Source organism: Bacillus sp. RO1, from assembly GCF_012524115.1.
Classification (GTDB): Bacteria; Bacillota; Bacilli; order Bacillales; family Bacillaceae_I; genus Sutcliffiella_A.
Window position 1 is genome coordinate 1 of record NZ_JAAZWB010000053.1, and the last position, 23,620, is coordinate 23,620.

Genomic DNA, 23,620 nt, shown 5'->3' on the forward strand with positions numbered 1-23,620 from the left:
AGGTCTTGAGAGGGTGAATGAAGACCTCAGTAGCGCTAACCAAGGGTGAGAGAGGTCTTGAGAGGGTGAATGAAGACCTCAGTAGCGCTAACCAAGGGTGAGAGAGGTCTTGAGAAGGTGAATGAAGACCTCAGTAGCGTCAACCAAGGGCGAGAGAGGTCTTGAGAAGGTGAATGAAGACCTCAGTAGCACCCACCAAGGGGGAGAGATGTATTGAGAAGGTGAATGAAGACCTCAGTAGCGCTAACCGAGAGTGAGAGAGGTCTTGAGAAGGTGAATGAAGACCTCGAGACCGCCAACCAAGGGTAAGAGAGGCCTTCAGAATCAAGCTCAAGACCTCCATCGCGTTAAACTATAGTGGAAGAGGTTCAGCTAAAGCAAAAACTTCATCCCCAATAGCTTTTAATTTTGTATAACAGATTGAAATATATTACCTATGAAGTATCAATAGAAATTTGTTATACTTATCGGAGAGGTGTCTCAGATGAAAAAAGAACAATTTATTCAATTTATGGAAGAGGGCAACCTGTCCGTTCCTAAATATTTGTTAAACAATTACGTAAATCTTGGGTTAAATGAAAAAGAGTTTATCCTTCTTCTACATGTACATTCTTTCGTGGAAAGTGGAATTATTTTTCCAACCCCTATGGAAATCGCAGATAAGATGACAATTGATCCTTCAGAATGTATGGAAATCTTACGTCATCTACTTCAAAAAGGGTATGTATCCATTAGTGATGAAATGGATGAATACTCCATCAAATATGAACGCTATTCTCTCCAACCCCTTTGGGAAAAAATGATTACCTATATGATGGATCAAAACAAGAAGGCCACACAACACTTGAATCAAGAACAAGAAATTAATCTTTATACAGTGTTTGAGCAGGAATTTGGAAGACCTTTGTCTCCGTTTGAGTGTGAGTCTTTGAATATGTGGATGGACCAGGACCACCATGATCCAACCATTATTAGGGCTGCTTTAAGAGAGGCTGTTATTTCTGGTAAGTTGAATTTTCGTTATATTGATAGGATCCTTTTTGAATGGAAGAAGAATGGGATAAAGACAATTAATCAAGCTAATGAATATGGCAAAAAGTTTCGTAAAAATCAACAAAAGATAACTTCCGTTCCACCTAATAAATCAAGCAATTCAACTGTTCCATTTTATAACTGGCTTGATTAAAATATGGGGACACGTAATCAGGAATTGCGTGTTCTTTTTTTATCAATTATCGGAAGAAAGGCAGGACCTTTGGAATGTTAAATCTTAAACAAATAAAGGAAGTAGTAGATGTGATGGGAGAAATGTTTCCCGATGCACATTGCGAATTAAATCATAAAAACCCTTTCGAATTAGTAATTGCAGTTGCTCTGTCAGCTCAGTGTACAGATGCTCTTGTTAATAAAGTAACGAAGAACCTTTTTACAAAATACCAAAAGCCAGAGGATTATCTTGCCGTTACACTAGAAGAATTGCAACAAGATATCCGCTCTATCGGTCTTTATCGAAATAAAGCAAAAAATATTAGAAGTTTATGCCAACTTCTTCTTGAGGAATACAATGGTGAAGTTCCAAAAGAAAGGGATGAACTCGTTAAGCTTCCGGGTGTTGGTAGAAAAACAGCAAATGTAGTAGTTTCCGTTGCTTTTGGTGTTCCAGCTATCGCGGTGGATACTCATGTAGAACGAGTTAGTAAGCGTTTAGGTATTTGTAAGTGGAAAGACAGCGTATTAGAAGTAGAAAAGACGTTGATGAGAAAAATTCCAAAGGAAAAATGGTCTGACACGCATCATCGCCTTATTTTCTTTGGCAGATATCATTGTAAAGCACAGAACCCTCAATGTGAAAGTTGTCCATTACTTGAAATGTGCAGAGAAGGCAAGAAGAGAATGAAGAAGAAGGTGGGCTAATGAAGATACCAGAAAGCTTTCTTCATCCCCATTTTTACTCGAATCAAGACTCCATTTCCATAAAAAATTTTGATTCCAAAGATATCATAGAAGTCCCATTTAAGTATGATATAGCATACTACCTGGGAGTAGCGCCAAATCAATTGCCTTGGGAGATGACAAGTGATTCCATACCGCATATTCTCACTGGTTGGAAAGAGAAAGAAATTCTTCTAAACTCTCTTCATGAAGTAAGGGATCGAAAGGAAGCAAGGAGACAAATTCTGCTGCCAATTGCTTGGTTTTTGCAATTGTTATTTTGGATGAATGGGCAACCTGTAAGAGGTTTGACTGATTTGAAAACAGAAGTGGGTAGATTGAAATGGAAGCCGATAAATGTGGATGAGAGGTTGGATTTTGTCTTTAAAAAACCTGAAATGTATCATTCATATATTCAACTTCAACAGCTTTACAACGAAAGCGCCAAACTGTTTTATAAAATGAAGGCTTTAGAGAAAAAGTAAATCTAGACAATACATAAAAAGGGCTACCCTCGTAGGTAGCCCTTTTTCTTTAATCGTTGTCTTCTTCTGAATTATTTCGTTGCCCATTTCTGTTTGTGTTGCTCTGTGTATTTGCATCATCAGACTCTTCGCCGTCGCCAGGAGGCTCTTCCCCATCACCAGGAGGCTCTTCACCATCCCCAGGTGGTTCTTCGCCGTCGCCAGGAGGCTCTTCGCCATCTCCAGGAGGACCTTCGCCGTCGCCAGGAGGCTCTTCGCCATCACCAGGAGGCTCTTCCCCATCACCCGGCGGGTTTGGAATCTCAGGAATGATACTTTCATCCTCTTCAACCAATTCAGGAATTGTTATAGTCTGCGTTACTGCATCACTTCTATTTTCATTGTTTTCATCCTGTACTGCAATAATTTCAAAGGTGAAGGTAGCACCAGGATCTGGTGATTCCACAACCAAACCAAGATCTTTCGTTTCAGTGAGAGGTTGAGGGGCACCTTCATTAACAGCTACGTTAATTGTAAATGTCACACCTTCTAATCGTTCCTCAGGGTATTTCCAATTCAAATTGATAACATTTGCTTCTTCGTCATACGTTGCAGTGAAGCCAGACGGAGTAGGTAGCTTATCATATTCTTTGGATACCTCTGTTGGTTCTGTTCCTTTTACAAAATATTCATTTGTAATTTGGTCAGATGGCGTGAACTGACTTGCTTTTAAAGGTGGATTTGATCCTTTCTCAATTGCAACACGGACAACACTGTTAGGAACAGGGAAATCTGCTTTATCTTCGTTTGTCGTAGAGATGTTCTCCATTAATTGTTTGAAGATAATCCGTGATAGATACTGGTCTTGGTTTACGCCGTTAATCGGTCGAAGATAATTGTCTGTTCCGGTTCTTCTAAATCCAGTCCAAACTGCAGCCGTATATGTTGGCGTATACCCAGCAAACCAAGTGCTTGGAACACCACCTTCAGGTATTCCATATTCTGCAATTGTTTCCTCTGAGAAGTTTGTAGTTCCTGACTTACCTGCAATATTCAATCCAGGAACATTTGCAGCGGTTGCTAATCCGCTTCTTACGGATGTCTTAAGCATATCAGTAATCATAAACGCTGTAGAATCTTTCATCACTACTTCAGATTCTTTGTTCAGGTTGACGCTAGTTCCATCTTGGAAGACGACTTTTGTCACGGCGAACGGTTCGGTATATACACCGCCACTTCCAAATGAACTGTATGCTCCAGCCATTTGAAGAGGGGAGATACCGTTTGTAAAACCACCAATTGCATATGCTTCATTTATTTCTTCTTCAAGAGGAATGCCCAATTTAACGGCAAAGTCCCTTGCTCTGTCCAAGCCAACTTCTTGAAGTGCTTTTAATGCAGGAATGTTACGAGAGTCGGCCAAATGTTGTCTCATGCTTAAGAAACCTTTATGCTTGTTGTCCCAGTTATTAATCTCTGTTCCGGAAGAATAAATATAAGGTTCATCATTAATTTGATGATAAGTGGACCAATCCAAGTACTCTATTGCAGGAGCATAATCAAGAATTGGCTTAATCGCTGACGCTGGTTGAACCCTGATATCAGTAGCATAATTGGTACCGGTCTTCATATGGTTTCTACCACCGCCAATGGCGCGAATTTCACCACTTTGCGTATCAATTAAGGCAATACCTGCTTGGTAGTCTTCATTTTCTAAATGCGGGATGCCACTCTCATCTGATAAAATGTATTCCACTTGTTCTTGTGCATTTACATCAAGTGTGGTGTAAATCTCCAACCCATCTGCTTGAGGATCTACATCCCCTAATTGATCAGAGATTTCCTCGATTACACGATCAATGAACGCATTGTATTTATTCGAGTAATTTGTTTTCTCTACATCATCTGATAGTGTCGAGTCTACCGGAATTGCTCTTGCTTCATCAGCTTCTTCCTCTGTGATCTTTCCATGCTTCACCATAAGCGTCAGTACAATATTACGGCGCTGTTCAGCATTTTCAGGATTTGTAACAGGGTTATAATTGTTAGGACTTTGTGGGAGTCCAGCAAGCATCGCTGCTTCATGCAATTCTAACTCGTCTAAAGATTTGCCATAGTAATTCTTTGCAGCATTGGAAATTCCATATGCGTAATTGGAAAAATAGATACGATTTAAGTACATTTCCAAAATTTCGTCTTTAGAGAAACGGGATTCTAGTTGATATGCCAAGTAGAATTCCTGTGCTTTTCTCTTTAAGGTTTTATCAGTTGATAAAAATGACAATTTTACTAGCTGTTGAGTAATGGTACTCCCACCTTCAGCACCGAAGCCTCTTGTTACGTTTGCAAGAACTGCTCCAGCCAAACGCCTGTAATCTACACCATTATGCTCATAAAATCGAACATCCTCTGTAGCCAAAAAGGCATCTTTTACAAGGTCAGGGATTTCATCAGAATCTACATATTCCCTGGCTTCATGCCCGCCTATTTCAGCAGCCAGCTCACCGTCCATCCCATAAACTTTGGACGGTACAGGGACTTTAAGTAGCGTTTCGTCCAACGGTGGAGTGCTTTGGACATAGTAAGCAAATGTACCAATTCCTGTTATTAATCCTACAATTCCTATTATAAGTGCAGATAAAAATATTTTTTTGAAAAGACCTTTCTTGGATCCTTTCTTTTTCGTGCCGGATTTGGCACTTCGTTCTTCTTCCATGGCTTTACGTCTTTGTTCTCTTGATTGATACTTTTCAGTCATGTTTCAGACCTGCCTTTCTTCACACATACAGTAATTCCGGAGATATTAATAATACATGTCTATTATTTTGATGTAATCGATTCTTGGCTGATACCCTTGAGGAATCAAGTAGCCATCCCGTTCGATTTCAAGTTTTGTAATAGATTTTCTTTCACCGGATTCTTTCCTTTCCCAATAATGAAATAACTTATCGGCCGGTAGCAGATATACTTCATTAAAAAGACGGAACATTAATATGACGAAACAGATTCCATTTTGTTTCACTACTTGTCTCATATGTTGGATTTGATGTTCATGAAAGTTTTGGAGAGGGAAGGAAGTTTTGTTTTTTGTTTCCTTTGCCTCAAAATCAATATACCTTCCTTTGTAAACTCCGTTAAAATCTGTTGTCGAGGCTTGTTTGAAGTATGCTTCCTTGATAACGGCAGCACTTCTTTTTGGATAGTGCACATCAACAATCTGGATTGGTGTCGGTTTTTTATGGACAACAGCAATTCCTTGGTGGAGATAATACAAATTGGAATCATGTAGATCATCCTCTAAACTCATTCCTCTGTTGCCATACAATGTGGGACCAGTCTTTTTGGAAGGTGAACTGCTATTTGCCTGAAATACTTTACCATTTGGGTATCGTATAGTCATAAATTTCCCCCTCTAGACTAAAACTAATCTTATATTAGAAAAAAACGTCATCTTTTTGTAAACTTTGTCACTTTATGTTTGAAAGGAGGAGAATATGTACGTGAAACATAGTACTTTCTATTCGGAAATAAAAGAAAGAAGATTGACATACAAGTACTCCTTTCAAGAAAATAATTTTATCACTACTATTCAAAAAAATACAGCGAAATACAATGCTGACAATATTTCTAGGACAAAAGCCTATATTGATTATTATAATAGAAACAAAGAAATTCGATGGGCCTTATTGGCTAGCATGGTATCAAGAAATGCTGGCTGGAATATGACGGACTTGGAAGGGAAATGGTTCAAGCTTGCTTTAGATTGGCAAAAGAGATATCCCATTTTTTTGACTTACGAATTAGCAAATTGGATGATCTTCCATGATGCTTACCCACAATTATTACTATATGAGTTGTCCAAGAAATATAACAAACCTCTATTTCATTTATTAAAAGAGTTCCATGTTTCTTGTTTTATGGAAGCGGAGTGGCAGTATTTTTGGGAGAAAAGGGATATGGATAGGTTAATGACTTCCCTAATAATCAATGAACAAAATCTAATACAAGAACCAGTTCTTCATAATAAAAAATTAAAAAGAAAGGTCTTTGGAACTAGTGTATATGCCTTTCAAGAACTTGGTCATTTTAGTTGTGTCATTTTTCCAACACTTGATGGAAAGTTGTACGGGTTTTCTGTGCATGGGTTTCAAAAACTCCATAACAGAATTGAATTAGGGAAACGATTGGCAAATCTTTTATTTGATCGGAATTTTTTGAACCACTTTGTGAACTTTTCACAGAACACAGAACATACAGGGGCGAGGTATGATTATGAGCAGTACGTACATAAAGGGCTATTTCGAGAAACTCCTTTTCTGAGAGCGGTATACCCTGTTATTCCCCATCACCCTTTCATGCAAGACGACTGGGTTTTTAAGCAGGCGAGACATCTTTCTAAATGGAGGGAAATGCCCCCGAAAACAGATAAAGAGGAGATAGAGATTACGAAGTGGTTTATTCATAAACAGCATCAAATGCATAGCTTAATTGCTTTAAAAAAGTGGTTATAACATATAAAACAGCTCCGATGAAGGAGCTGTTTCTTGTTGTCTAGGAAATTGTAAAATAATCAAAGGTGTCCGGTTATCAGTTTATGAAAGTATAAAATAATGGAATGCTGGATTTGTTGGGATGAAGACCACCGTGACGAGAAAAAAGGAGGAGAGGTGTCTTCATCGCCGTAATGAAGACCTCCGTGACGAGAAAAAAGGAGGAGAGATGTCTTCATCGCCGTAATGAAGACCTCAGTGGGGAGAAAAAAGGAGGAGAGATGTCTTCATCGCCGTAATGAAGACCTCAGTGAGGAGAAAAAAGGAGGAGAGATGTCTTCATCGCAGTGATGAAGACCTCAGTGGGGAGAAAAAAGGAGTAGAGGTGTCTTCATCGCCGTAATGAAGACCTCCGTGACGAGAAAAAAAGGAGTAGAGGTGTCTTCATCGCAGTGATGAAGACCTCGGTGACGAGCAAAAAGGAGGAGTAGTGTCTTCATCGCAGTGATGAAGGCCTTAGTGACGAGAAAAGAGGAGGAGAAGTGTCTTCAACGCCGTAATGAAAACCTCAGTGGGGAGAAAAAAGGAGTAGAGGTGTCTTCAACGCCGTAATGAAAACCTCAGTGATGAGAAAAGAGAAGAAGAAGTGTCTTCATCGCCGTGATGAAGACCTTAGTGATGAGAAAAAAGGAGGAAAGAGTCCTCATCTCTAATATCAAGACCTTGATGACAATAAAGTTTCATAAAATGTTATAGATGAGGCGGAAAAATAAGATCCAGGCAAGGTCACTATTTTAAAGCTATGTAAAAAGCGAGAAACGTCCAAAGGAAGATTAAAATCTTCCTTTGGACGTGGCATGGTTTTATGTCGCGTTAGCAATTTTTCCTGGCGGTTAATATCAGGTGGAAGGACGGTTTGGCCCTTTTAACTTTTTATCTTCTTGGCCTGGTGCGCTTTCTACTTGATTTTTACGCGGTTGTTGGTTTTTCTTTTGTTTAGACATAGTTGAACCTCCTATTACTGTATTTTTTACTTTTTTATTTTTTACAAATAGGCAATCAATCATGCGAAAAATGGGAGGTGTTTTGCAAATAAACACTTTCTTTGACGAATTGCTTCTAGTTTTGTCACACAGGAAGGGAGTAGAAGGTGAACGCAGAAAATATATACTAACAAAGTATGGAGGGGATTTGTATGTCCAATGTAGTTGTTTCAAGAAATGAGATTGCTGACTTGTTCAATGAAATGATGCTTCAAATGGATGTATTGGAGGAGACGATGGCTAATTCACTTAAAATAGAGCGTGAAGAGATGGAAGAAGTCATGAAACATCAAATTAATCGCCTGCATGTGACATTAGATGAAGTGGAAAAAGTGATGGGGGAGCAACGTTTGCTAAAAATTCACGCTCCAAAATCAATTGACTTTAGGCAGAGTGCTTACTCTCTATAAGAAGATATGGTAATGTATTGCTAGAGGTGAAGCGAAAATGTCTGGCAATGATAATAGTGTAAAGGAATTAACACAAGAAATATTAATGGAATTGGACCGGATAGAAGAAAGCTTTGTGAAAGCCAAAGCTAGTAAACAAGAACCTGATTTTTTCCTAACAGTTAAGCCCTATGCGGATGAAGTATTTGCGACGGTCGAACAATGGGAGAGTACGGTTAAAAACTGGATTTTGACGGAAAAACCTAAGTATATACATGTTCAACAAATAGATAGCACGGTTGAAAATATAAACATGGTTGCTGTTCAGTGCTTTTATCCGGACACACGTGAAAAGCGCTTTAAAGGCATGTTACAGTCTATTCGATATGTATTGAACGATACTATTTCCAAAAATATCTAAAGGTCTTAGAAAGAGCCTGATCAAGTGAAGATCAGGCTTTTCATTTTAACGGTCTTTTTCTGCTTTGTTTGTTACAGGACGTTCTTCAGCAGTTGCGACTGGCTCAATTGCGTATTCCACTTTTTCGAATACTTTTTTTTCAGCTGGTTGAGCACCAATGGTGGGTTCGTGGCCTTTTTTCTTATGGTTAAAGTTCTTCCCGCGACTCATCAATATCCCTCCTTTTTATCCTTCATAGCTTTCCACGTAATCGCTCTTCTCATTACGCAAATCTTATTAGCATTGATATAAAAAAAGATTGAGCAGTAACTGCCTAGGCCTATTAATGTGATATCTTAGTATTCGTTAAACGCCGCTGTGGATTTCCGCAAATGGCTTCGCTTTCCTAGGGACACTGCTGGAGCCTCCTCGGCTTCGCCTGTGGGGTCTCCACCTAGCGCTATCTCCCTCAGGAGTCTCCGCCTTTTGCTCCAATCCACAGCTATAAACAACAAGAACTTATGTAAATGTGTTTATAACAGTTAACTCGTTAGTTGAATTTTAAAACCTTACAGTGAATGCAAATACATTGTTAATTGTAGTGTAAGGCGCGCAGACGCCCGCAGGCAAGCGAAGCGCCTGGAACGGAAATTAACTGTATTATAAATATCTTACGTGAAAAAAGAGACCCGTTAAGGTCTCCTGATCGTCTTGTTTATCATGTTACTTCTAAAATGTCTTCAAACGTATTTGGTGGAACAGCACCTTTTGATTCGAGCTCCCGAATTATATTTCGAAACTGACCAATCGTTAATTCCCCTCTAAGGTACAGCTGTCTGGCAAAATCCATTAATTCATTATGCTCCATTGGTTCATAGGTCTTACAACTTATAAATTTATGACGCAACTCTTCAAGTACCAATCCAATCCCCCCTTTGAAGTTAATTCCATCATAGCATGCAAAATAAATTTTTCTTGTTTTTGAAATAATGAAACTTCCGACAAATTGGGACAAAATTGGCGTAATGTGGCAAGGTTTTAGATCGCTTTTATCTGAAAGTGGAATAGGCACCTTTCCTACGTTTTTTCATACGTTATTTATAGCTAGAAGTGAGGAGGGATTTGAATGTTTAGGAGAATGTATGCGAGGCCTAGACATTTATCACATAATAGGAATATGTTAAGTCAGCTTCCCTTTTTAAATAATTTATTGCCTAATGCAGGCGGCGGACCTATGCAAGGGATGTTTCCACAGCAGGCAATGAACGGAGGTTGGATGAATCAACAAGGAATGCTCCCTGACTATATGAATACAATGCCGTTTTCAGGAAATGGGATGCAAAACTCAGCTTTTCCTTTTAACATGATGAATAATATGAATCAGAATGCTTTCCCGCAAAGCATGCCAATGGGCAGTATGGGACAGAATGGTTTTGCACAAATCATGCCGTTTGGGGGACTAGGACAGAATGGCTATCCTCAACAAGGAATACCACAACAGGGTGTAGGGCAAGCGGGGAATTTTATGCCAAATCAGATGGGCATGCCATTTATGAATCCATATCCTACACAAGGACAATCAACCAAGCCTCAAACATCTCAAGTGAATTCCTTTATGAATCAGTTTAAAGGGCAGGACGGCAATGTAGATATGAAAAAAATGATGGACACTGCAGGGCAGATGATGAATACGGTGAACCAACTAAATAATATGTTTAAAGGTCTTGCGGCAACATTTAAAGCATAAAAGAGATGCCTTCCTTTTGAGGGCATCTTATTTTGATAACTGTAAAACCATATGCTCTTCGTCTAAGTAAAAGCCGTCTACATATAAAGCGCTTTTCTCATATCCGAATACTTCAAATCCATAACTCTCATACAATTTTTTGGCAGAGGTATTGGTTGCTGCCACCGTTAATTGTATTTGCTTTAATCCTGGAATATTTTTAGCCTTCGTTAGGGTATGCTCTAACAGCTGCTTGCTATAGCCTTTTCCTCTAAACTCTTCCGTGACATATACTCCCCATATGAATCCTTTATGCTTAAACTTTAGTTTGTCCTCCCGGTGAAAGCCGGTTATTCCAACAAGAATTTCACTATCAAATAACCCATAAATAAAGGAGTCTTGATTCTCTGGAATGCGATTCTTGATCTCATTTAATGACCTATGTAATTCTTCTTCATAACTTGAAGCAAAGGAAGTAGGTTCCTTTACTAATGATTCTAGTCGCAATTTTTGAAACGGTTCTGCGTCTTCTTTGGATAATATACGCATATTCACTCTTATCCCTCCCCGATTTGTAGAAAAAGGAGAGAAGGTTCTCTCCTAAGATTATTTATGATAATCGCCTTTTGGATCTTGTTCAAAGAAGTAGTTGTCCAATTTTTCTTCTTCCTGATGGTTAAGGGAGGAACTGTAATATGGATTTTCTTCTTTTTGCTCTTTATCAAGATTTGTTTTTATAACAAGTGATGGCGAAGTGGATGGACTTGCATACACTTTTTTATATTGTTTGCTCATCTTTTACACCTCCTAGTCGTTATCTTGTGTGGTGGATGTGGATTTATGTAGTTTGTATTTGGACTTTTATTTCCAAACATAAATTTGATGATTTCAACCAAGATATAAAGGTAGGGAATTTTATTTTTTGGAGGCGTAATGATGACAAATAGAAATGATAATAGAGAGCGTAAAAATAAATATCCGTCTAATCAGCATCAACAAGAGGTATCAAAGGAGTTGGCTAGCATCCAGATGGATTCTACTCCTGAGGAGAATGCGAAGTACGGATCAAAATCACATAAAAACTAAAGAAAAAGCAGTCACTCTGTGTGGTGACTGCTTTTTGGTGTTCTACATAACGGTTGATTTCCGTTCCAGGCGCTTCGCTTGCCTGCGGGCGGTCCGTGAGCCTCCTCTGCTGCGCCTGTGGGGTCTCACCTGTCCCTTCCTCCCGCGGGGTCTGCGCGCCTTCCACTCCAATCAACAAGATCACTTTATTCACCTAAGGTTATTTGAATGGCTCCTAGACTAAATAACTGAAAATGATGTAACCTTTCGTTCAAGAAACTTTTAGCTGTGAATTGGAGCAAATGGTGTAGACTCCAGCGGGGGAGTAACGGTAGGTTGAGACCCCTGAAGCGTTGTGAGGAGGCTCAAGCACCGTCCCGCGGAAAGTGAAGCCATTTGCGGAAAGGAACAGCGACGATTTTAAAATAACTATTGTTCTACAGGACATTTCTTCTGGTTTTAATTAGATTTTTCAGTCATCAATTTTGATTTGTTTGATGTTTTTCTTTGGTATGCGAATTTGGAGTAGGCCGTCTCGGTAATTTGCTTGAAGGGCATTTAATTTTACATAAGGTGGTATAGGTATGGTCCGTTTATGGTGCTTCATAGAATAACTGTTGCTAATAAAAGAAGTTGTTTCATCAATGGTTTCAAGCTGCTGTTCATTTTTGACTCCGATGGTTAAGTATCGATCAAAGGTCTCTATTGTAATTTGTTCTTTTTTAATTCCTGGAAGTTTACAAATGACGATAAACTCTCCTGTTGTTTCTTGTGTTTCCACTGGCAATGAAGCTTCTGTAAATGCATGGCCAAAAAAATTATCCATTTGCTGAAGCATTCCTTTTATCGGAGAGCTGCTGAAAAATGCATCAATGGAAGTCATAAGATTGTTTTGTGTAGGCCTATTCTGAGGAAGCTTATCCTTATTGTCTTTCATAGAAATTCTCCTTTCTTGCTCTTTATCATTACTATATTGATTCCAGCTTACATGGGTTACAAATTAGGTGAAGGAGAAAACGACAATATTTTCATGGTAAGCGCGTACAATCTATGATATTTTTGGAACAAAGAAGTATATAAAGGAAGTTTGTTATGCAGTTATTAAAAAATACATATTTTTTAAAAGTAATAAAGGTTGTCTTTCCATTATCGATCTTAATAGTTTTATATATTGAAGGGAAAAAACAGATTCAATCCATCAATATTGCCCTTGTAATGGAGAAGATTGGGAATATTGGATTTTTTTCATTTACGTGGCTAATGATATTAGGTGTTTTGGCCGTTTCTACTATGATATTTTACGATCTATTCATTGCCATGGGATTAAAAGTGCAAATACCTGCAAGAAAACTGGCCATTTATGGATTCTCATCTAATTCCTTTGCGAATTTCATGGGATTTGGCGGATTTGCTGGGGTAGGATTGAGAACGTTATACTATCGCAAATATGCTGGGAACTTCCCTTTACTCCTGAAAAGCGTGACCATTATTCTTCCCTATATGCTCTGTGGACTTTCTATTTTTGCTTGGTGGATTGTCATGTATGAATGGCCAAATCGCACTTTACTTTTAAACTATCCCTTATTGAAACTGCCTCTGCTTATCATGAGTGGGTATTTGTTTTTTATATTTTTTGCAAGCCATTTTACGAAAAGTTTGCAAACAAGACAACAGTTTAGCCTGATAGGCATTTCTATTTTAGAATGGTTTTTTGCAGGAATCGTGTTTTGGCAGATTTCCGTTTTGTTACATGTAGATGTCCCAGTACTCATTACTTTCACCATATTCTTTATGGGAGCGATTGCAGGTGTATTAAGCACAGTGCCAGGTGGGGTGGGTGCATTTGATTTTGTTGTTCTAGTCGGATTTGCTTCTTTTGGAGTGTATGAGGAGAAACTGGTAGCACTGCTTCTTTTGTATAGGTTAGTTTATTATGTTGTCCCTTTTCTCATAAGTTTGGTTATTTTTTTCACTTTCATGTTCAAGGAGAAAGCATGGAAGTCACTACTTCCAGAAAAGCGCTCTTGGTCGATACTATGCCATCGAGTTCTTTCCATTTGGGTACTTATAGTGGGAGTATTATTGGTCTTGTTTCCGGTCATTCCTGTTATTGTCCGCAAAATTACCATTGCCAATGAATTCCTATCCATGGAAATGATGCAAGTCTCCCAACAGTTTTCTATTACTATCGGTATCACCTTACTTGTTTTGGCAAGAGCCATTGAAGATAAGGTGAAAAGAGCGTATTATTTTACATTTTTCATTCTTGTTTTTGGAACGTTAGTTAGCTTCTCAAAAGGATTCCATTTCTGGGAAGCGGTTCTTTTCCTTGTTGCGATCCTTCTACTGTATTTTTCTAGAACACATTTTTATAGAAAAAGCAGTCAATATACCTTTGTAAAAGGACTTATTGACGGTGTTATCCTTTTGGCAATTGCTTTGATTTATGTCATCGTAGGTTCTCTTCAGATTTCGTATATTCAACGAATTGTACCGAAGAGATTGCAAGACCTCTTTTCTCTTGATACACCATCTTTGTGGCAAGACGTAGGTTTTGGTGTGCTGTTGGCAATTGTCCTTGTTTACTTTGGTTTGTTCTTTAAAAGATGGAAGGAATCTGGTTCCTTGTTTCAGGCTGTTCTAGAGAGTGATGAGTTTACCGCACAACCACTTCTACCCAATAAACCAATCTATTTTTACTCCTCTGATCAAGGAAACATCTATTATCAAAAATGGATGGATAATCTGATTGTAATGGAAAGGGGCGATTGTGAGCTGGATTCACACTTGCAAAGTGTTTCTCTGTGTCAAAACTTTGAAAATGAAATGGATAGATACGGCTTTATCGTTATTATAACGAGTGTGAAAGAAGAGGAAATTTCTTCTTTTCGTGATGTGGGGTTTCAGATTATCGTAGAAGACGACAAAATCTATGCATTATCGAATAATGTTCCGCAAATTGTCGCAAAAACAAATATAAAATGGTTAAATCGTTTAGTGAATAAAATGGACTGAAGCATGCTTTTTTACTAGATATATGTTATAATTTATTGGAAGAGATTGTTAGACGAGGATTCTTTTTTTATTTTTTTCTTATTTTTTCCTCGTATATTGGCATACTAAGATTATATTAGTGAGGATAAACTGCGCCCCACCTCAAAAGATAGGAGAGTGGTACTATGGCTTTTGGAAGAAGAGAAGTAGAAGAAATCGTTACCGAGGAAACGAAAGTATGGGTTTGTGAATCAGAGGATTGCAATGGTTGGATGAGAGATAATTTTAAGAACAGTGAAAGTGAAATCCCAACATGTCCTCTATGCCACAGCGGCATGACACAATCTACCAAAGTGCTAGCAGTCATCAATAACTACAGTCAAAATCAGAAGATGTAAATATACCAAAGTGGAAAAACCAAGCGCCTTCCAAGTGCTTGGTTTTTCTTTTTGGACTTTACGAACCGAACGCTTATTCGCTAAAATAGAGAGTAGAGAATGAGGTGAAGTTGCAATGAAATGGAGAAAAACAATATATGAAGTAATTGATTGGATGAAGAGTGAAGATTCAATAGCAAAAAATATCGTACATTGGGAAACGGTTCCACCGAAAGATGCACAAGAAGTCCCGTTTCCTGCTCAAATAGATGAACGTTTGATGAAAGCATTGACCGAAAGAGGCATCAACTCTTTATATACCCACCAGGCAGCAGCATTCGAGGCTGCAATCAATAAAAAGCATTTTGTAGCGGTTACCCCGACTGCTTCAGGAAAAACCTTATGTTATAACTTGCCGGTGCTTCAGAAAATTGTGCAAAACAATGATGCACGAGCACTATATTTGTTCCCGACAAAAGCACTTGCGCAGGATCAGAAGAGTGAATTAAACGAAATCATTACGCAAATGGGTGTACCCATCAACAGTTATACATATGATGGCGACACTGCTCCTACCATCAGACAAAAGGTAAGAAAAGCTGGACATGTAGTTATTACGAATCCAGATATGCTTCATTCGGCAATCCTTCCCCATCATACTAAATGGGTTTCACTTTTCGAAAACCTGGAATATATCGTGATAGATGAGTTGCATACGTATAGAGGTGTGTTTGGAAGTCATGTTGCTAATGTTATTAGAAGATTAAAACGAATATGTAATTTTTATGGAAGTAACCCTACATTCATTTGTACATCTGCAACAATAGCGAATCCGAAAGAACTGGCTCAGGAGCTTACTGGGGAAGACTTTGAACTTATCAATAATAATGGAGCTCCATCCAGTAAAAAGCATATCGTTTTTTATAACCCTCCCATCGTCAATAAGCCATTAAATATCAGGAGGAGTGCAACTCTAGAGGTAAGAAAGCTGGCTGCAGAGTTTCTTCAAGAGAAAATTCAGACCATCGTCTTTGCAAAAAGCAGGGTACGAGTAGAAATTTTGTTAACGTACCTTAAAGAGCTAGTCAAAAATCAGCTAGGAGAAAAGTCTATCCAAGGGTATAGGGGAGGATACTTACCGACCCAGCGCAGGGCGATTGAAAGAGGCTTAAGAAACGGGGAGATTTATGGTGTTATCAGTACTAATGCGCTGGAACTTGGAGTGGACATAGGGCAATTACAGGTCTGTATCATGACAGGATATCCTGGAACGATAGCAAGTGCTTGGCAGCAGGCTGGCCGAGCAGGGCGCAGACAGGGAGAAGCGGTAATTATCATGGTGGCCAGCTCCAATCCCTTAGATCAATATGTCATCCAACATCCGGAGTTTTTCCTGAAAAGCAATCCAGAGTCAGCCAGGATTAATCCAAACAATCTCGTTATACTAGTGGATCATATTAAGTGTGCTGCCTATGAGTTACCGTTTAAAAAAGGAGATACCTTTGATGGTGTGGAGCTTGAGGATATCTTAGATTATTTGGCAGAAGAAAGAGTACTCCACGAAAACGGAGGGAAATTTCATTGGATGAATGATGCCTTCCCTGCCCATAACATCAGCTTGCGTTCCGCTTCCCAGGAAAATGTCATTATCGTTGACCAATCATCAGAACCTGCTAATAAAGTGATTGGGGAAATGGACCGTTTCAGTTCGATGACTCTTCTGCATGATGAAGCGATCTACTTGCACCAGGGAGTTCAATATCAAGTAGAGAAACTTGACTGGGAAGAAAAGAAAGCATTTGTAAGAGAAGTAAATGTCGACTATTTTACCGATGCGAATCTTGCTGTTTCCCTTGATGTACTGGAAGTGGACAAACAGACCGATTACCAGGCGGGCACCGTATCCTTTGGAGATGTTTCAGTTCGTGCGATGGCAACTATTTTTAAAAAGATAAAATTTGAAACTCACGAAAACATTGGATCAGGACCAATCTACCTTCCAGAAGAAGAGCTTCAGACAAGTGCAACGTGGATTACACTTGAAGAAGAAATTACAGAGCGACTTAAAGGAGATGATTTGGAGAAAAGTCTCTTGGGTATCGCTCACGCCCTTAAACACGTGATTCCATTATTATTAATGTGTGAACCAATGGATATGCAAGTAGTACCTCAAGTCAAGTCCACGCACGATGAAAAACCCGTAGTCTATTTTTATGACCGTTATCCTGGAGGAGTCGGGTTAAGTGAAAAAGCGTACGACTATATAAATGAGCTGCTTACAAGTGCGAGTAAACTAATAGGCAATTGCCCATGTCGTTCAGGTTGTCCATCTTGCATCGGTGCGGATTATCCTGAAGAAGACTCCAAAGAATTGGCACTCTCTCTACTTCAAAAACTTGTATAAAGGGGGGAATCAAATGGGTATGAAAAATAAATTAAATAGAATGAAAAAGCATCTCACGAGTAATTCAGATGCAATACCTGTGGAACGCAAGAATGAAAGAATGCAGAACCTGTTGGATTCTGATTCATCCCTTGCTGATATCCCTAATTTGAAAGAATGGGAAGCCTATGGGGTAAAACCATACTTTGCAAATGGAGAGTACTGCCTTATACGGGAAGTAGAGTATGATCTGGATTATAAGCACGGAAAGTATCGGTTAGGGGATCTATTGCCCATTATGGATGAGTGGCAAAAATCAGGTGTAGAGCATCCGTTGTCTGCAAAAGGTCATCAGGCAAATAATCTTTTTTTCTTTGATACAGAAACAACAGGGCTAAGTGGAGGGGCGGGTACAACAATTTTTTTGCTGGGATATGCGAGAGTGCTATCGGATAAGGTGGTAGTCAGGCAACACCTTTTGCCTTGTCCTGGGAATGAGGTGGCTCTTTACCAAAGTTTCCTTGAGGAAGTCGACTATACCACTCTTGTGACATACAATGGCAAGGCGTTCGACTGGCCTCAAGTAAAAACACGACACACCCTTATTAGAGAACATGTCCCGAAACTTCCTTCCTTTGGACATTATGATCTTTTGCATGCTTCAAGAAGACTCTGGAAGAAAAAACTAGAATCAGTAAGACTTGCAAATGTGGAGAAAGAGATCCTTGGAATTGAGCGGAAAGATGATATCCCAGGATTTTTGGCACCGATGATTTACTTTGATTTTGTAAAAACAAACGAGATGCAGGGGATAAAGGGAGTGATGAAACACAATGAGTGGGATGTGCTAACGCTCATTACATTGTATGCACATCTCTCTGCACTTCTTTTGGTGGATAACAAAGAAAGAGATAAATTGGAAGAATACGAAATAGGACGATGGTATGACACATTGGGAGAGAAGGAAGCCGCTATAGCAATTTATAACAATATTTCCGACTCTTCTCCCCAAGCCACGTTTAACTTAGGGATGTTAAAGAAAAAGGAAAAGAACTATTTAGAGGCAAAAATACTTTTCCAGAAGTGCTTTGAAGATGAGAATAATCTGTGCAAGGAAACTGCGGGAATTGAAATAGCGAAAATACTCGAGCATAAAGAGAAAGACTACTCCCTTGCTTTATTTTATGCGGAGAAATCGTTGGAGTTTTTTCAGTCGTCAAATAATAAACTCCATAAAAATAACGGTACTATTTTAGATGATTATGAGAAAAGAATTAATCGACTTAAAAATAAATCGAGAAATTGAAAATATTTTCACATTTTGTCTAAATTTCTGCAAAACATATATTGTCAACGTGCTTTTTACCATGTAAAATTAGCTATTGTGAATGACGAAATTACTATTAGATATATGGGAGAGAGAGCACGTTGTCTAGATTTATTTTATGTTTGTTTTTTGTTGTTATCGGTCTTACGTTATTTGGACTTTCCAATTTAAAGGATAATATCTACACGATTTTACTATAAAAATGGTAGGCAAATGTATATAAATTAAGAAAATAGGTGTTTGTATTAGTACATGTATCTCACTTCTTTCATAGTTTGTTAATGTAAAGAGAAAAACAAATTGAAAGGAGATTGAAAGTATGCATAACTGCAGACCTAACATGATGGCACCAATTGTCCATCCTACAAAATGTTGTGTAAAAAATTTATATTCTACTACTGAGGTTCCTCACATCCACCCTTCACACACAACATATGTAAACAACCAACAGTTCCAACACAAACACTATTTCCCGCAAACAGATTCCATGGTAGATTCTGTGTCACACCAACACTTTAATTGTGGCCCTGGTGGCCCTGGAATGGGTGGAGCACCTGGAATGGGTGGTCAACCTGGTCAAGTGATGGGAGCACAAACTGGCCCTGGATATGGCCAAATGGGAATGCCTGGTCAAGTAATGGGTGCACAACAAGGTCCTGGAATGGGCCAAATGGGACCTGGCGGAATGCCTGGTCAATGTAAGCCTTATGGCTATGGAAGATAAGCGAGATAAACTTGCTTTTGTTTGATAAATGACAAAAAAGAACTGGCTTCAAGTCAGTTCTTTTTCCAATACATATTGATGTTTGACTTGCGCTTTTCAGGCTTTCTATTTATTATTTTAAATAGAGGTGCTTATGAGAGTATTAGTAATTACAGGGTATAAACCCCAGGGACTACAAATATTTAAAAAGGACGATCCAGCTGTACACTTTATAAAAAGAGCGATACAGAAGCGATTGACTGCTTTACTAGAAGGGCATAATGAGTTAGAATGGGTTGTCATTAGTGGTCAGTTAGGTGTGGAACTTTGGGCTGCAGAAGTTGTTTATGCTCTGCAAACAGATTTCCCTAAACTAAAACTCGCCGTATTTACACCATTTTTCGAACAGGAAGAAAAATGGAGCGAACAAAATAAGGAGTATTACGAATCTATTTTGTCGCAAGCTAATCATATTGACTCTATTACAAAAAAGAAATATGAATCCCCGCTTCAACTTAGATTGAAAAACCAGTTTGTGGTGGATAAGTCGGACGCCCTATTAGTGGTTTACGATGAAGAGGGGCCGGGTAGTCCTCAATATATAATTGACAATGCACGTAAAAAATCAGCTCAGACAAATTATCCTATATATATGATTGACAGCTACGAACTTCAGCTTGTTGTAGAAGAAGAACAGTACAATACCAATCAAGAGTGGTAAGAGTGGAATAGAGAAATTGAGTGACCCCTTTAGATTAATTTAAAGTGGGTACTCGCATAGAGGTGAGGAACTTATGCTATCAGATAAAATTAAATTAACGTCAAAAGAAATTCTAGAAAAAGAGTTCAAATCAGGCATGAGAGGCTATAAAGCGGAAGATGTGGACAAATTTTTAGATGTAGTGATAAAAGACTATGAAACCTTTTATCAAGAGTATGACTTGCTTGTCCAGGAAAATGCAAGACTGAAACGTCAAGTTGAAGAAGCAGGTAAAAAACCACAACCAACCAATACTAATAGTGGATCTACTAATTTTGATATCTTAAGAAGATTATCAAACCTGGAAAAGCATGTATTCGGTAGTAAGTTATACGACTGACAGTAATTTACAGTTGCAATCGTTGCTCAAATTTACTATACTATATTTTGCTGACATCAATAGTGATTGGGTAACCGCTACAGTTTCGGCTGTAGAGGAAAGTCCATGCTCGCACAGGCTGAGATGCCTGTAGTGTTCGTGCCTAGCGAAAAAATAAGCTAGGGTAGCTTGGTTTTCGGACGAAGCTAACGGCAGGGAACGCACCTAAGTCTTTATAGATATGGTGTTAATACCTTGAAAGTGCCACAGTGACGTAGTCTTACAAGAAATTGTAAGAGTGGAACGAGGTAAACCCCTCGAGCGAGAAACCCAAATAATGGTAGGGGCACCTTCTCTAAGGAATCCAACGATGAGAGGGACAGATACTTTAAAGTTTCTGTAGACAGATGGTTACCACCTGCGTACAAGGAGCGATCCGTTTGCAGTACAAAGGAACAGAACATGGCTTACAGATCACTATTGATTGAATGTCGCATCCAACTATGATAATGTAACATAAGCTCTCCTGTTGCCAGGAGAGCTTTATTTGATAGATGGGATACGGGATAGAGAATTTGTGATAATAATACATAAGAGAAATTGAATATTAGTTAGGGTGAATAATACAATGACAGACTACACATTAATTGCAACCGCAGCAATGGGATTAGAATCTCTTGTCGCTAAGGAAGTAAGAGATTTAGGTTATGAATGTACGGTTGATAACGGAAAGGTTATCTTTAAGGGAGATGCCATGGCGATTTGCAGGGCGAACCTTTGGTTACGCACTGCTGACAGAATCAAGGTGGTGGTAGGAGAATTTAGAGCCACTTCCTTTGAGGAACTTTTCGAAAAGACTAAAGCCTTGCCTTGGGGAGACTATTTACCTGAAGATGCCGAGTTTCCGGTAATCGGAAAATCAGTAAAGTCCAAGCTCTTTAGTGTACCGGATTGCCAAGCTATCGTAAAAAAGGCAGTAGTGGAAAAAATGAAGTCGCATTATAAAATTCAGTCGGCATGGCTAGAAGAGAAAGGTGCAGTCTACAAAATTGAGGTTGCCTTACTAAAAGATGTTGCTCAAATCACAATCGACGCTTCTGGGATCGGCTTACATAAACGAGGGTATCGTGCAGATCAAGGCGAAGCACCACTAAAAGAAACATTGGCAGCTGCTTTGGTCATGCTAACGAACTGGTATCCCGATAAGCCATTTGTAGACCCTTTTTGCGGTTCAGGCACAATTCCGATTGAAGCTGCACTAATTGGGCAAAACATTGCACCAGGATTTAATCGTGACTTTGTTTCAGAAGACTGGCATTGGATTGGGGATGACCTTTGGAAACAGGCCCGCGAAGAAATGGAAGATAAGGCTAACTATGACCAACCTCTAGATATTGCAGGATATGATATAGATCATCGCATGATTTCTATTGCCAAAGAAAACGCATTTGAAGCGGGTCTGGGAGAACTAATTGACTTTAAACAAATGCAAGTTAGGGACTTTACCACACGAAAAGAGTATGGTGTGATTATCGGAAATCCTCCATATGGAGAGCGACTTGGTGAACGACCGGAAGTGGAGAAGATGTATCGGGAGATGGGGAAAGCTTTCTCTGAACTTGATACTTGGTCCGTTTATATGCTCACATCCCATGAAGGATTTGAAAGTTTTTATGGAAAAAAAGCGACCAAGAAACGTAAATTATTTAATGGTTTCATAAAAACCGATTTCTATCAATACTGGGGCAAGCGTCCGCCTAGAAAAGGGTAAATGACGTTTATCAACACCAGTCACAGGGAATTACTCCTAAAAAGGAGTGATGGTGTTGAGGGACCAAACGAAAGAAAAAACACTGCTTGAGAGAAACAAAAAAGACAAGGCTTTTAAGGAAAACGAAAAAAGCCAGAAAAACAGAGATCAACTTGTCATGCCGATTGATGAGCTTCCTCTTGAAGATATAAAATATGAAGAAGAGGAAGAACGCGATAAGAAAGGATCTAAGGGGCGTTCTTCAAGCAAGGATATTTAAACAAATCATATAAATTTCCTATACAAGAAGATGAATAAACTTCTGAAATTGGGCATAGAATACTCCTATCAATACTGTTTGGAGGGATTTCTATGCCTTTGCATGTGAATGACTTTATGAGAATCTCCAAAGCATTGGAAAGTAGCTATCAGCGCCTTGCAAGTGAAAACCTGCTAGATAATCATGAATGTGTAGAACGAATGAACGCTGCACGTGATGAATATACAAAAGCAATGCTGTACGCCACCCTGCTTGATGATGAGATTATCCATATTACTAAGAACTAAGCGGAAACCTCCCTTTTGGGGGTTTTTTATTTGGAGTTGTCTTCGGGTGAAGCGGGAAACGAGAGTGATAGAGCGTATGAAGACCTCAGTGATGCAGGAACCGAGAGGGAGAAGTCTTCATGGGGTGAATGAAGACCTCAGTGAAGTAGAAAACGAGGTAGAGAAGTCTTCATGGGGTGAATGAAGACCTCAGTGAAACGGAAAATGCGGTAGAGAAGTCTTCATGTGGTGAATGAAGACCTCAGTGAAGCGGGAAACGAGATGGAGAAGTCTTGATGGAGTGAATGAAGACCTCACTGAAGTGGGAAACGAGATGGAGAAGTCTTGATGGAGTGAATGAAGACCTCACTGAAGCGGGAAACGAGGTGGAGAAGTCTTGATAGAGTGAATGAAGACCTCAGTGAAGCGGGAAATGAGGTGGAGAAGTCTTCATGGAGTGAATGAAGACTTCAGTGAAACGGAAAATGCGGTAGAGAAGTCTTCATGGAGTGAATGAAGACCTTAGTGAAACGGAAAACGAGATGGAGAAGTCTTCATGTGGTGAATGAAGACCTCACTGAAGAGGGAAACGAGATGGAGAAGTCTTGATAGAGTGAATGAAGACTTCACTGAAGCGGGAAATGAGGTGGAGAAGTCTTCATGGAGTGAATGAAGACCTCAGTGAAACGGAAAATGAGGTGGAGAAGTCTTCATGTGGTGAATGAAGACCTCACTGAAGCGGAAAACGAGGTGGAGAAGTCCTCATGGAGTGAATGAAGACCTCACTGAAGTGGGAAACGAGGTGGAGAAGTCTTCATGGAGTGAATGATATGCTCCCTTTTAAGTAGACAGATTAAAAAACAAAAATCTGTTTCCGCGAAGGGGAGTATTTATAATGTCAAAAAAAGCAAACTCTTTCGATGTCAAAATCAATGTCATAAGGGCTTTGGAA

Annotated in this window: 26 protein-coding genes and 1 other RNA gene; 19 read left to right on the plus strand and 8 right to left on the minus strand. The window is 39.1% G+C overall.

Going from position 1 to position 23,620, the window contains the following annotated elements:
- Positions 1-484: 484 nt before the first annotated feature.
- The 3 genes from HC179_RS06420 to HC179_RS06430 all read left to right on the plus strand — a co-directional run bounded on the left by HC179_RS06420 (position 485) and on the right by HC179_RS06430 (position 2,417).
- A complete protein-coding gene (locus HC179_RS06420) occupies positions 485-1,186 on the plus strand; it encodes a DnaD domain-containing protein (RefSeq protein WP_168863592.1) in 702 nt (233 codons plus the stop codon).
- Positions 1,187-1,260: 74 nt separating this feature from the next.
- Entirely contained in the window at positions 1,261-1,914 is a 654-nt protein-coding gene (nth, locus tag HC179_RS06425) for an endonuclease III (RefSeq protein WP_168863593.1), read from the plus strand.
- The gene (locus HC179_RS06430) at positions 1,914-2,417 is read left to right on the plus strand and encodes a YpoC family protein (RefSeq protein WP_168863594.1); all 504 of its coding nucleotides are present in this window, start codon (positions 1,914-1,916) and stop codon (positions 2,415-2,417) included. Before nth ends, HC179_RS06430 begins: the two co-directional genes overlap by 1 nt.
- A 49-nt stretch (positions 2,418-2,466) precedes the next feature.
- Here the strand turns inward: HC179_RS06430 and HC179_RS06435 are convergent, their stop codons facing one another.
- Complete coding sequence (locus HC179_RS06435; protein WP_168863595.1) at positions 2,467-5,154, minus strand: transglycosylase domain-containing protein; 2,688 nt, start codon at positions 5,152-5,154, stop codon at positions 2,467-2,469.
- 45 nt (positions 5,155-5,199) lie between these two features.
- Positions 5,200-5,796 (minus strand): Holliday junction resolvase RecU, encoded by a 597-nt coding sequence (recU, locus tag HC179_RS06440; RefSeq protein ID WP_168863596.1) that lies wholly within the window; start codon positions 5,794-5,796, stop codon positions 5,200-5,202.
- A 94-nt stretch (positions 5,797-5,890) separates the two neighbouring features.
- Here recU and HC179_RS06445 point away from each other — a divergent pair, with 94 nt between their 5' ends.
- Entirely contained in the window at positions 5,891-6,907 is a 1,017-nt protein-coding gene (locus HC179_RS06445) for a DUF2515 family protein (protein ID WP_168863597.1), read from the plus strand.
- A gap of 878 nt (positions 6,908-7,785) precedes the next feature.
- Here the strand turns inward: HC179_RS06445 and HC179_RS20890 are convergent.
- Positions 7,786-7,890 carry a spore protein gene (locus HC179_RS20890; protein WP_205825247.1) on the minus strand — a complete coding sequence of 35 codons (105 nt, stop codon included), beginning with the start codon at positions 7,888-7,890 and terminating at the stop codon, positions 7,786-7,788.
- A 191-nt stretch (positions 7,891-8,081) separates the two neighbouring features.
- Between HC179_RS20890 and HC179_RS06450 the strand changes: the two genes are divergently transcribed.
- Positions 8,082-8,339 carry a hypothetical protein gene (locus HC179_RS06450; RefSeq protein ID WP_168863598.1) on the plus strand — a complete coding sequence of 86 codons (258 nt, stop codon included), beginning with the start codon at positions 8,082-8,084 and terminating at the stop codon, positions 8,337-8,339.
- Positions 8,340-8,376: 37 nt separating this feature from the next.
- Entirely contained in the window at positions 8,377-8,739 is a 363-nt protein-coding gene (locus HC179_RS06455) for a YppE family protein (RefSeq protein WP_168863599.1), read from the plus strand.
- A 45-nt stretch (positions 8,740-8,784) separates the two neighbouring features.
- On the opposite strand, the gene HC179_RS06460 is transcribed toward HC179_RS06455, so the two are convergent.
- Both HC179_RS06460 and HC179_RS06465 read right to left on the minus strand, forming a co-directional pair.
- Positions 8,785-8,949, minus strand: coding sequence for a hypothetical protein (locus HC179_RS06460; protein ID WP_010193731.1), 165 nt, complete (start codon positions 8,947-8,949; stop codon positions 8,785-8,787).
- A gap of 487 nt (positions 8,950-9,436) precedes the next feature.
- Positions 9,437-9,640 carry a YppF family protein gene (locus HC179_RS06465; protein WP_168863600.1) on the minus strand — a complete coding sequence of 68 codons (204 nt, stop codon included), beginning with the start codon at positions 9,638-9,640 and terminating at the stop codon, positions 9,437-9,439.
- A gap of 204 nt (positions 9,641-9,844) precedes the next feature.
- Between HC179_RS06465 and HC179_RS06470 the strand changes: the two genes are divergently transcribed.
- Positions 9,845-10,465, plus strand: a complete 621-nt coding sequence (locus HC179_RS06470) for a YppG family protein (protein WP_240948485.1) — start codon at positions 9,845-9,847, stop codon at positions 10,463-10,465.
- Between the two features lie 27 nt (positions 10,466-10,492).
- Here the strand turns inward: HC179_RS06470 and HC179_RS06475 are convergent, their stop codons facing one another.
- Together HC179_RS06475 and HC179_RS06480 are read right to left on the minus strand one after the other, a co-directional pair.
- Complete coding sequence (locus HC179_RS06475) at positions 10,493-10,993, minus strand: GNAT family N-acetyltransferase (protein WP_240948486.1); 501 nt, start codon at positions 10,991-10,993, stop codon at positions 10,493-10,495.
- Between the two features lie 57 nt (positions 10,994-11,050).
- Positions 11,051-11,239, minus strand: coding sequence for a hypothetical protein (locus HC179_RS06480; RefSeq protein WP_010193734.1), 189 nt, complete (start codon positions 11,237-11,239; stop codon positions 11,051-11,053).
- Between the two features lie 138 nt (positions 11,240-11,377).
- On the opposite strand from HC179_RS06480, the gene HC179_RS06485 reads away from it, so the two are divergent.
- Positions 11,378-11,530, plus strand: a complete 153-nt coding sequence (locus tag HC179_RS06485) for a hypothetical protein (protein WP_157182430.1) — start codon at positions 11,378-11,380, stop codon at positions 11,528-11,530.
- Positions 11,531-11,981: 451 nt separating this feature from the next.
- Here the strand turns inward: HC179_RS06485 and HC179_RS06490 are convergent, their stop codons facing one another.
- Positions 11,982-12,446, minus strand: coding sequence for an Hsp20/alpha crystallin family protein (locus HC179_RS06490; protein WP_168863602.1), 465 nt, complete (start codon positions 12,444-12,446; stop codon positions 11,982-11,984).
- A 155-nt stretch (positions 12,447-12,601) separates the two neighbouring features.
- Between HC179_RS06490 and HC179_RS06495 the strand changes: the two genes are divergently transcribed.
- From HC179_RS06495 to HC179_RS06545, 11 genes are all read left to right on the plus strand, one after another.
- Positions 12,602-14,524, plus strand: a complete 1,923-nt coding sequence (locus HC179_RS06495) for a putative bifunctional lysylphosphatidylglycerol flippase/synthetase (protein ID WP_168863603.1) — start codon at positions 12,602-12,604, stop codon at positions 14,522-14,524.
- A gap of 164 nt (positions 14,525-14,688) precedes the next feature.
- Positions 14,689-14,901, plus strand: coding sequence for a cold-inducible protein YdjO-related protein (locus HC179_RS06500; protein WP_168863604.1), 213 nt, complete (start codon positions 14,689-14,691; stop codon positions 14,899-14,901).
- Positions 14,902-15,016: 115 nt separating this feature from the next.
- Positions 15,017-17,284, plus strand: coding sequence for a DEAD/DEAH box helicase (locus HC179_RS06505; protein ID WP_168863605.1), 2,268 nt, complete (start codon positions 15,017-15,019; stop codon positions 17,282-17,284).
- A gap of 13 nt (positions 17,285-17,297) precedes the next feature.
- Positions 17,298-18,569, plus strand: a complete 1,272-nt coding sequence (locus tag HC179_RS06510; RefSeq protein ID WP_168863606.1) for a ribonuclease H-like domain-containing protein — start codon at positions 17,298-17,300, stop codon at positions 18,567-18,569.
- Between the two features lie 340 nt (positions 18,570-18,909).
- On the plus strand, positions 18,910-19,314 hold the full coding sequence (locus tag HC179_RS06515; protein ID WP_168863607.1) for a spore coat protein: 405 nt from the start codon (positions 18,910-18,912) through the stop codon (positions 19,312-19,314).
- A gap of 133 nt (positions 19,315-19,447) precedes the next feature.
- Positions 19,448-20,014, plus strand: coding sequence for an SLOG family protein (locus HC179_RS06520; RefSeq protein ID WP_168863608.1), 567 nt, complete (start codon positions 19,448-19,450; stop codon positions 20,012-20,014).
- 73 nt (positions 20,015-20,087) lie between these two features.
- Positions 20,088-20,393, plus strand: coding sequence for a cell division regulator GpsB (gene gpsB / locus HC179_RS06525; RefSeq protein WP_168863609.1), 306 nt, complete (start codon positions 20,088-20,090; stop codon positions 20,391-20,393).
- Positions 20,394-20,455: 62 nt separating this feature from the next.
- An RNA gene (gene rnpB, locus HC179_RS06530) (RNase P RNA component class B) lies at positions 20,456-20,847 on the plus strand.
- Between the two features lie 153 nt (positions 20,848-21,000).
- Positions 21,001-22,143 carry a THUMP domain-containing class I SAM-dependent RNA methyltransferase gene (locus tag HC179_RS06535; RefSeq protein WP_168863610.1) on the plus strand — a complete coding sequence of 381 codons (1,143 nt, stop codon included), beginning with the start codon at positions 21,001-21,003 and terminating at the stop codon, positions 22,141-22,143.
- 55 nt (positions 22,144-22,198) lie between these two features.
- Positions 22,199-22,402, plus strand: coding sequence for a hypothetical protein (locus HC179_RS06540; protein ID WP_481747957.1), 204 nt, complete (start codon positions 22,199-22,201; stop codon positions 22,400-22,402).
- A gap of 92 nt (positions 22,403-22,494) precedes the next feature.
- The gene (locus HC179_RS06545) at positions 22,495-22,689 is read left to right on the plus strand and encodes a hypothetical protein (RefSeq protein WP_047968909.1); all 195 of its coding nucleotides are present in this window, start codon (positions 22,495-22,497) and stop codon (positions 22,687-22,689) included.
- Positions 22,690-23,620 lie beyond the last annotated feature (931 nt).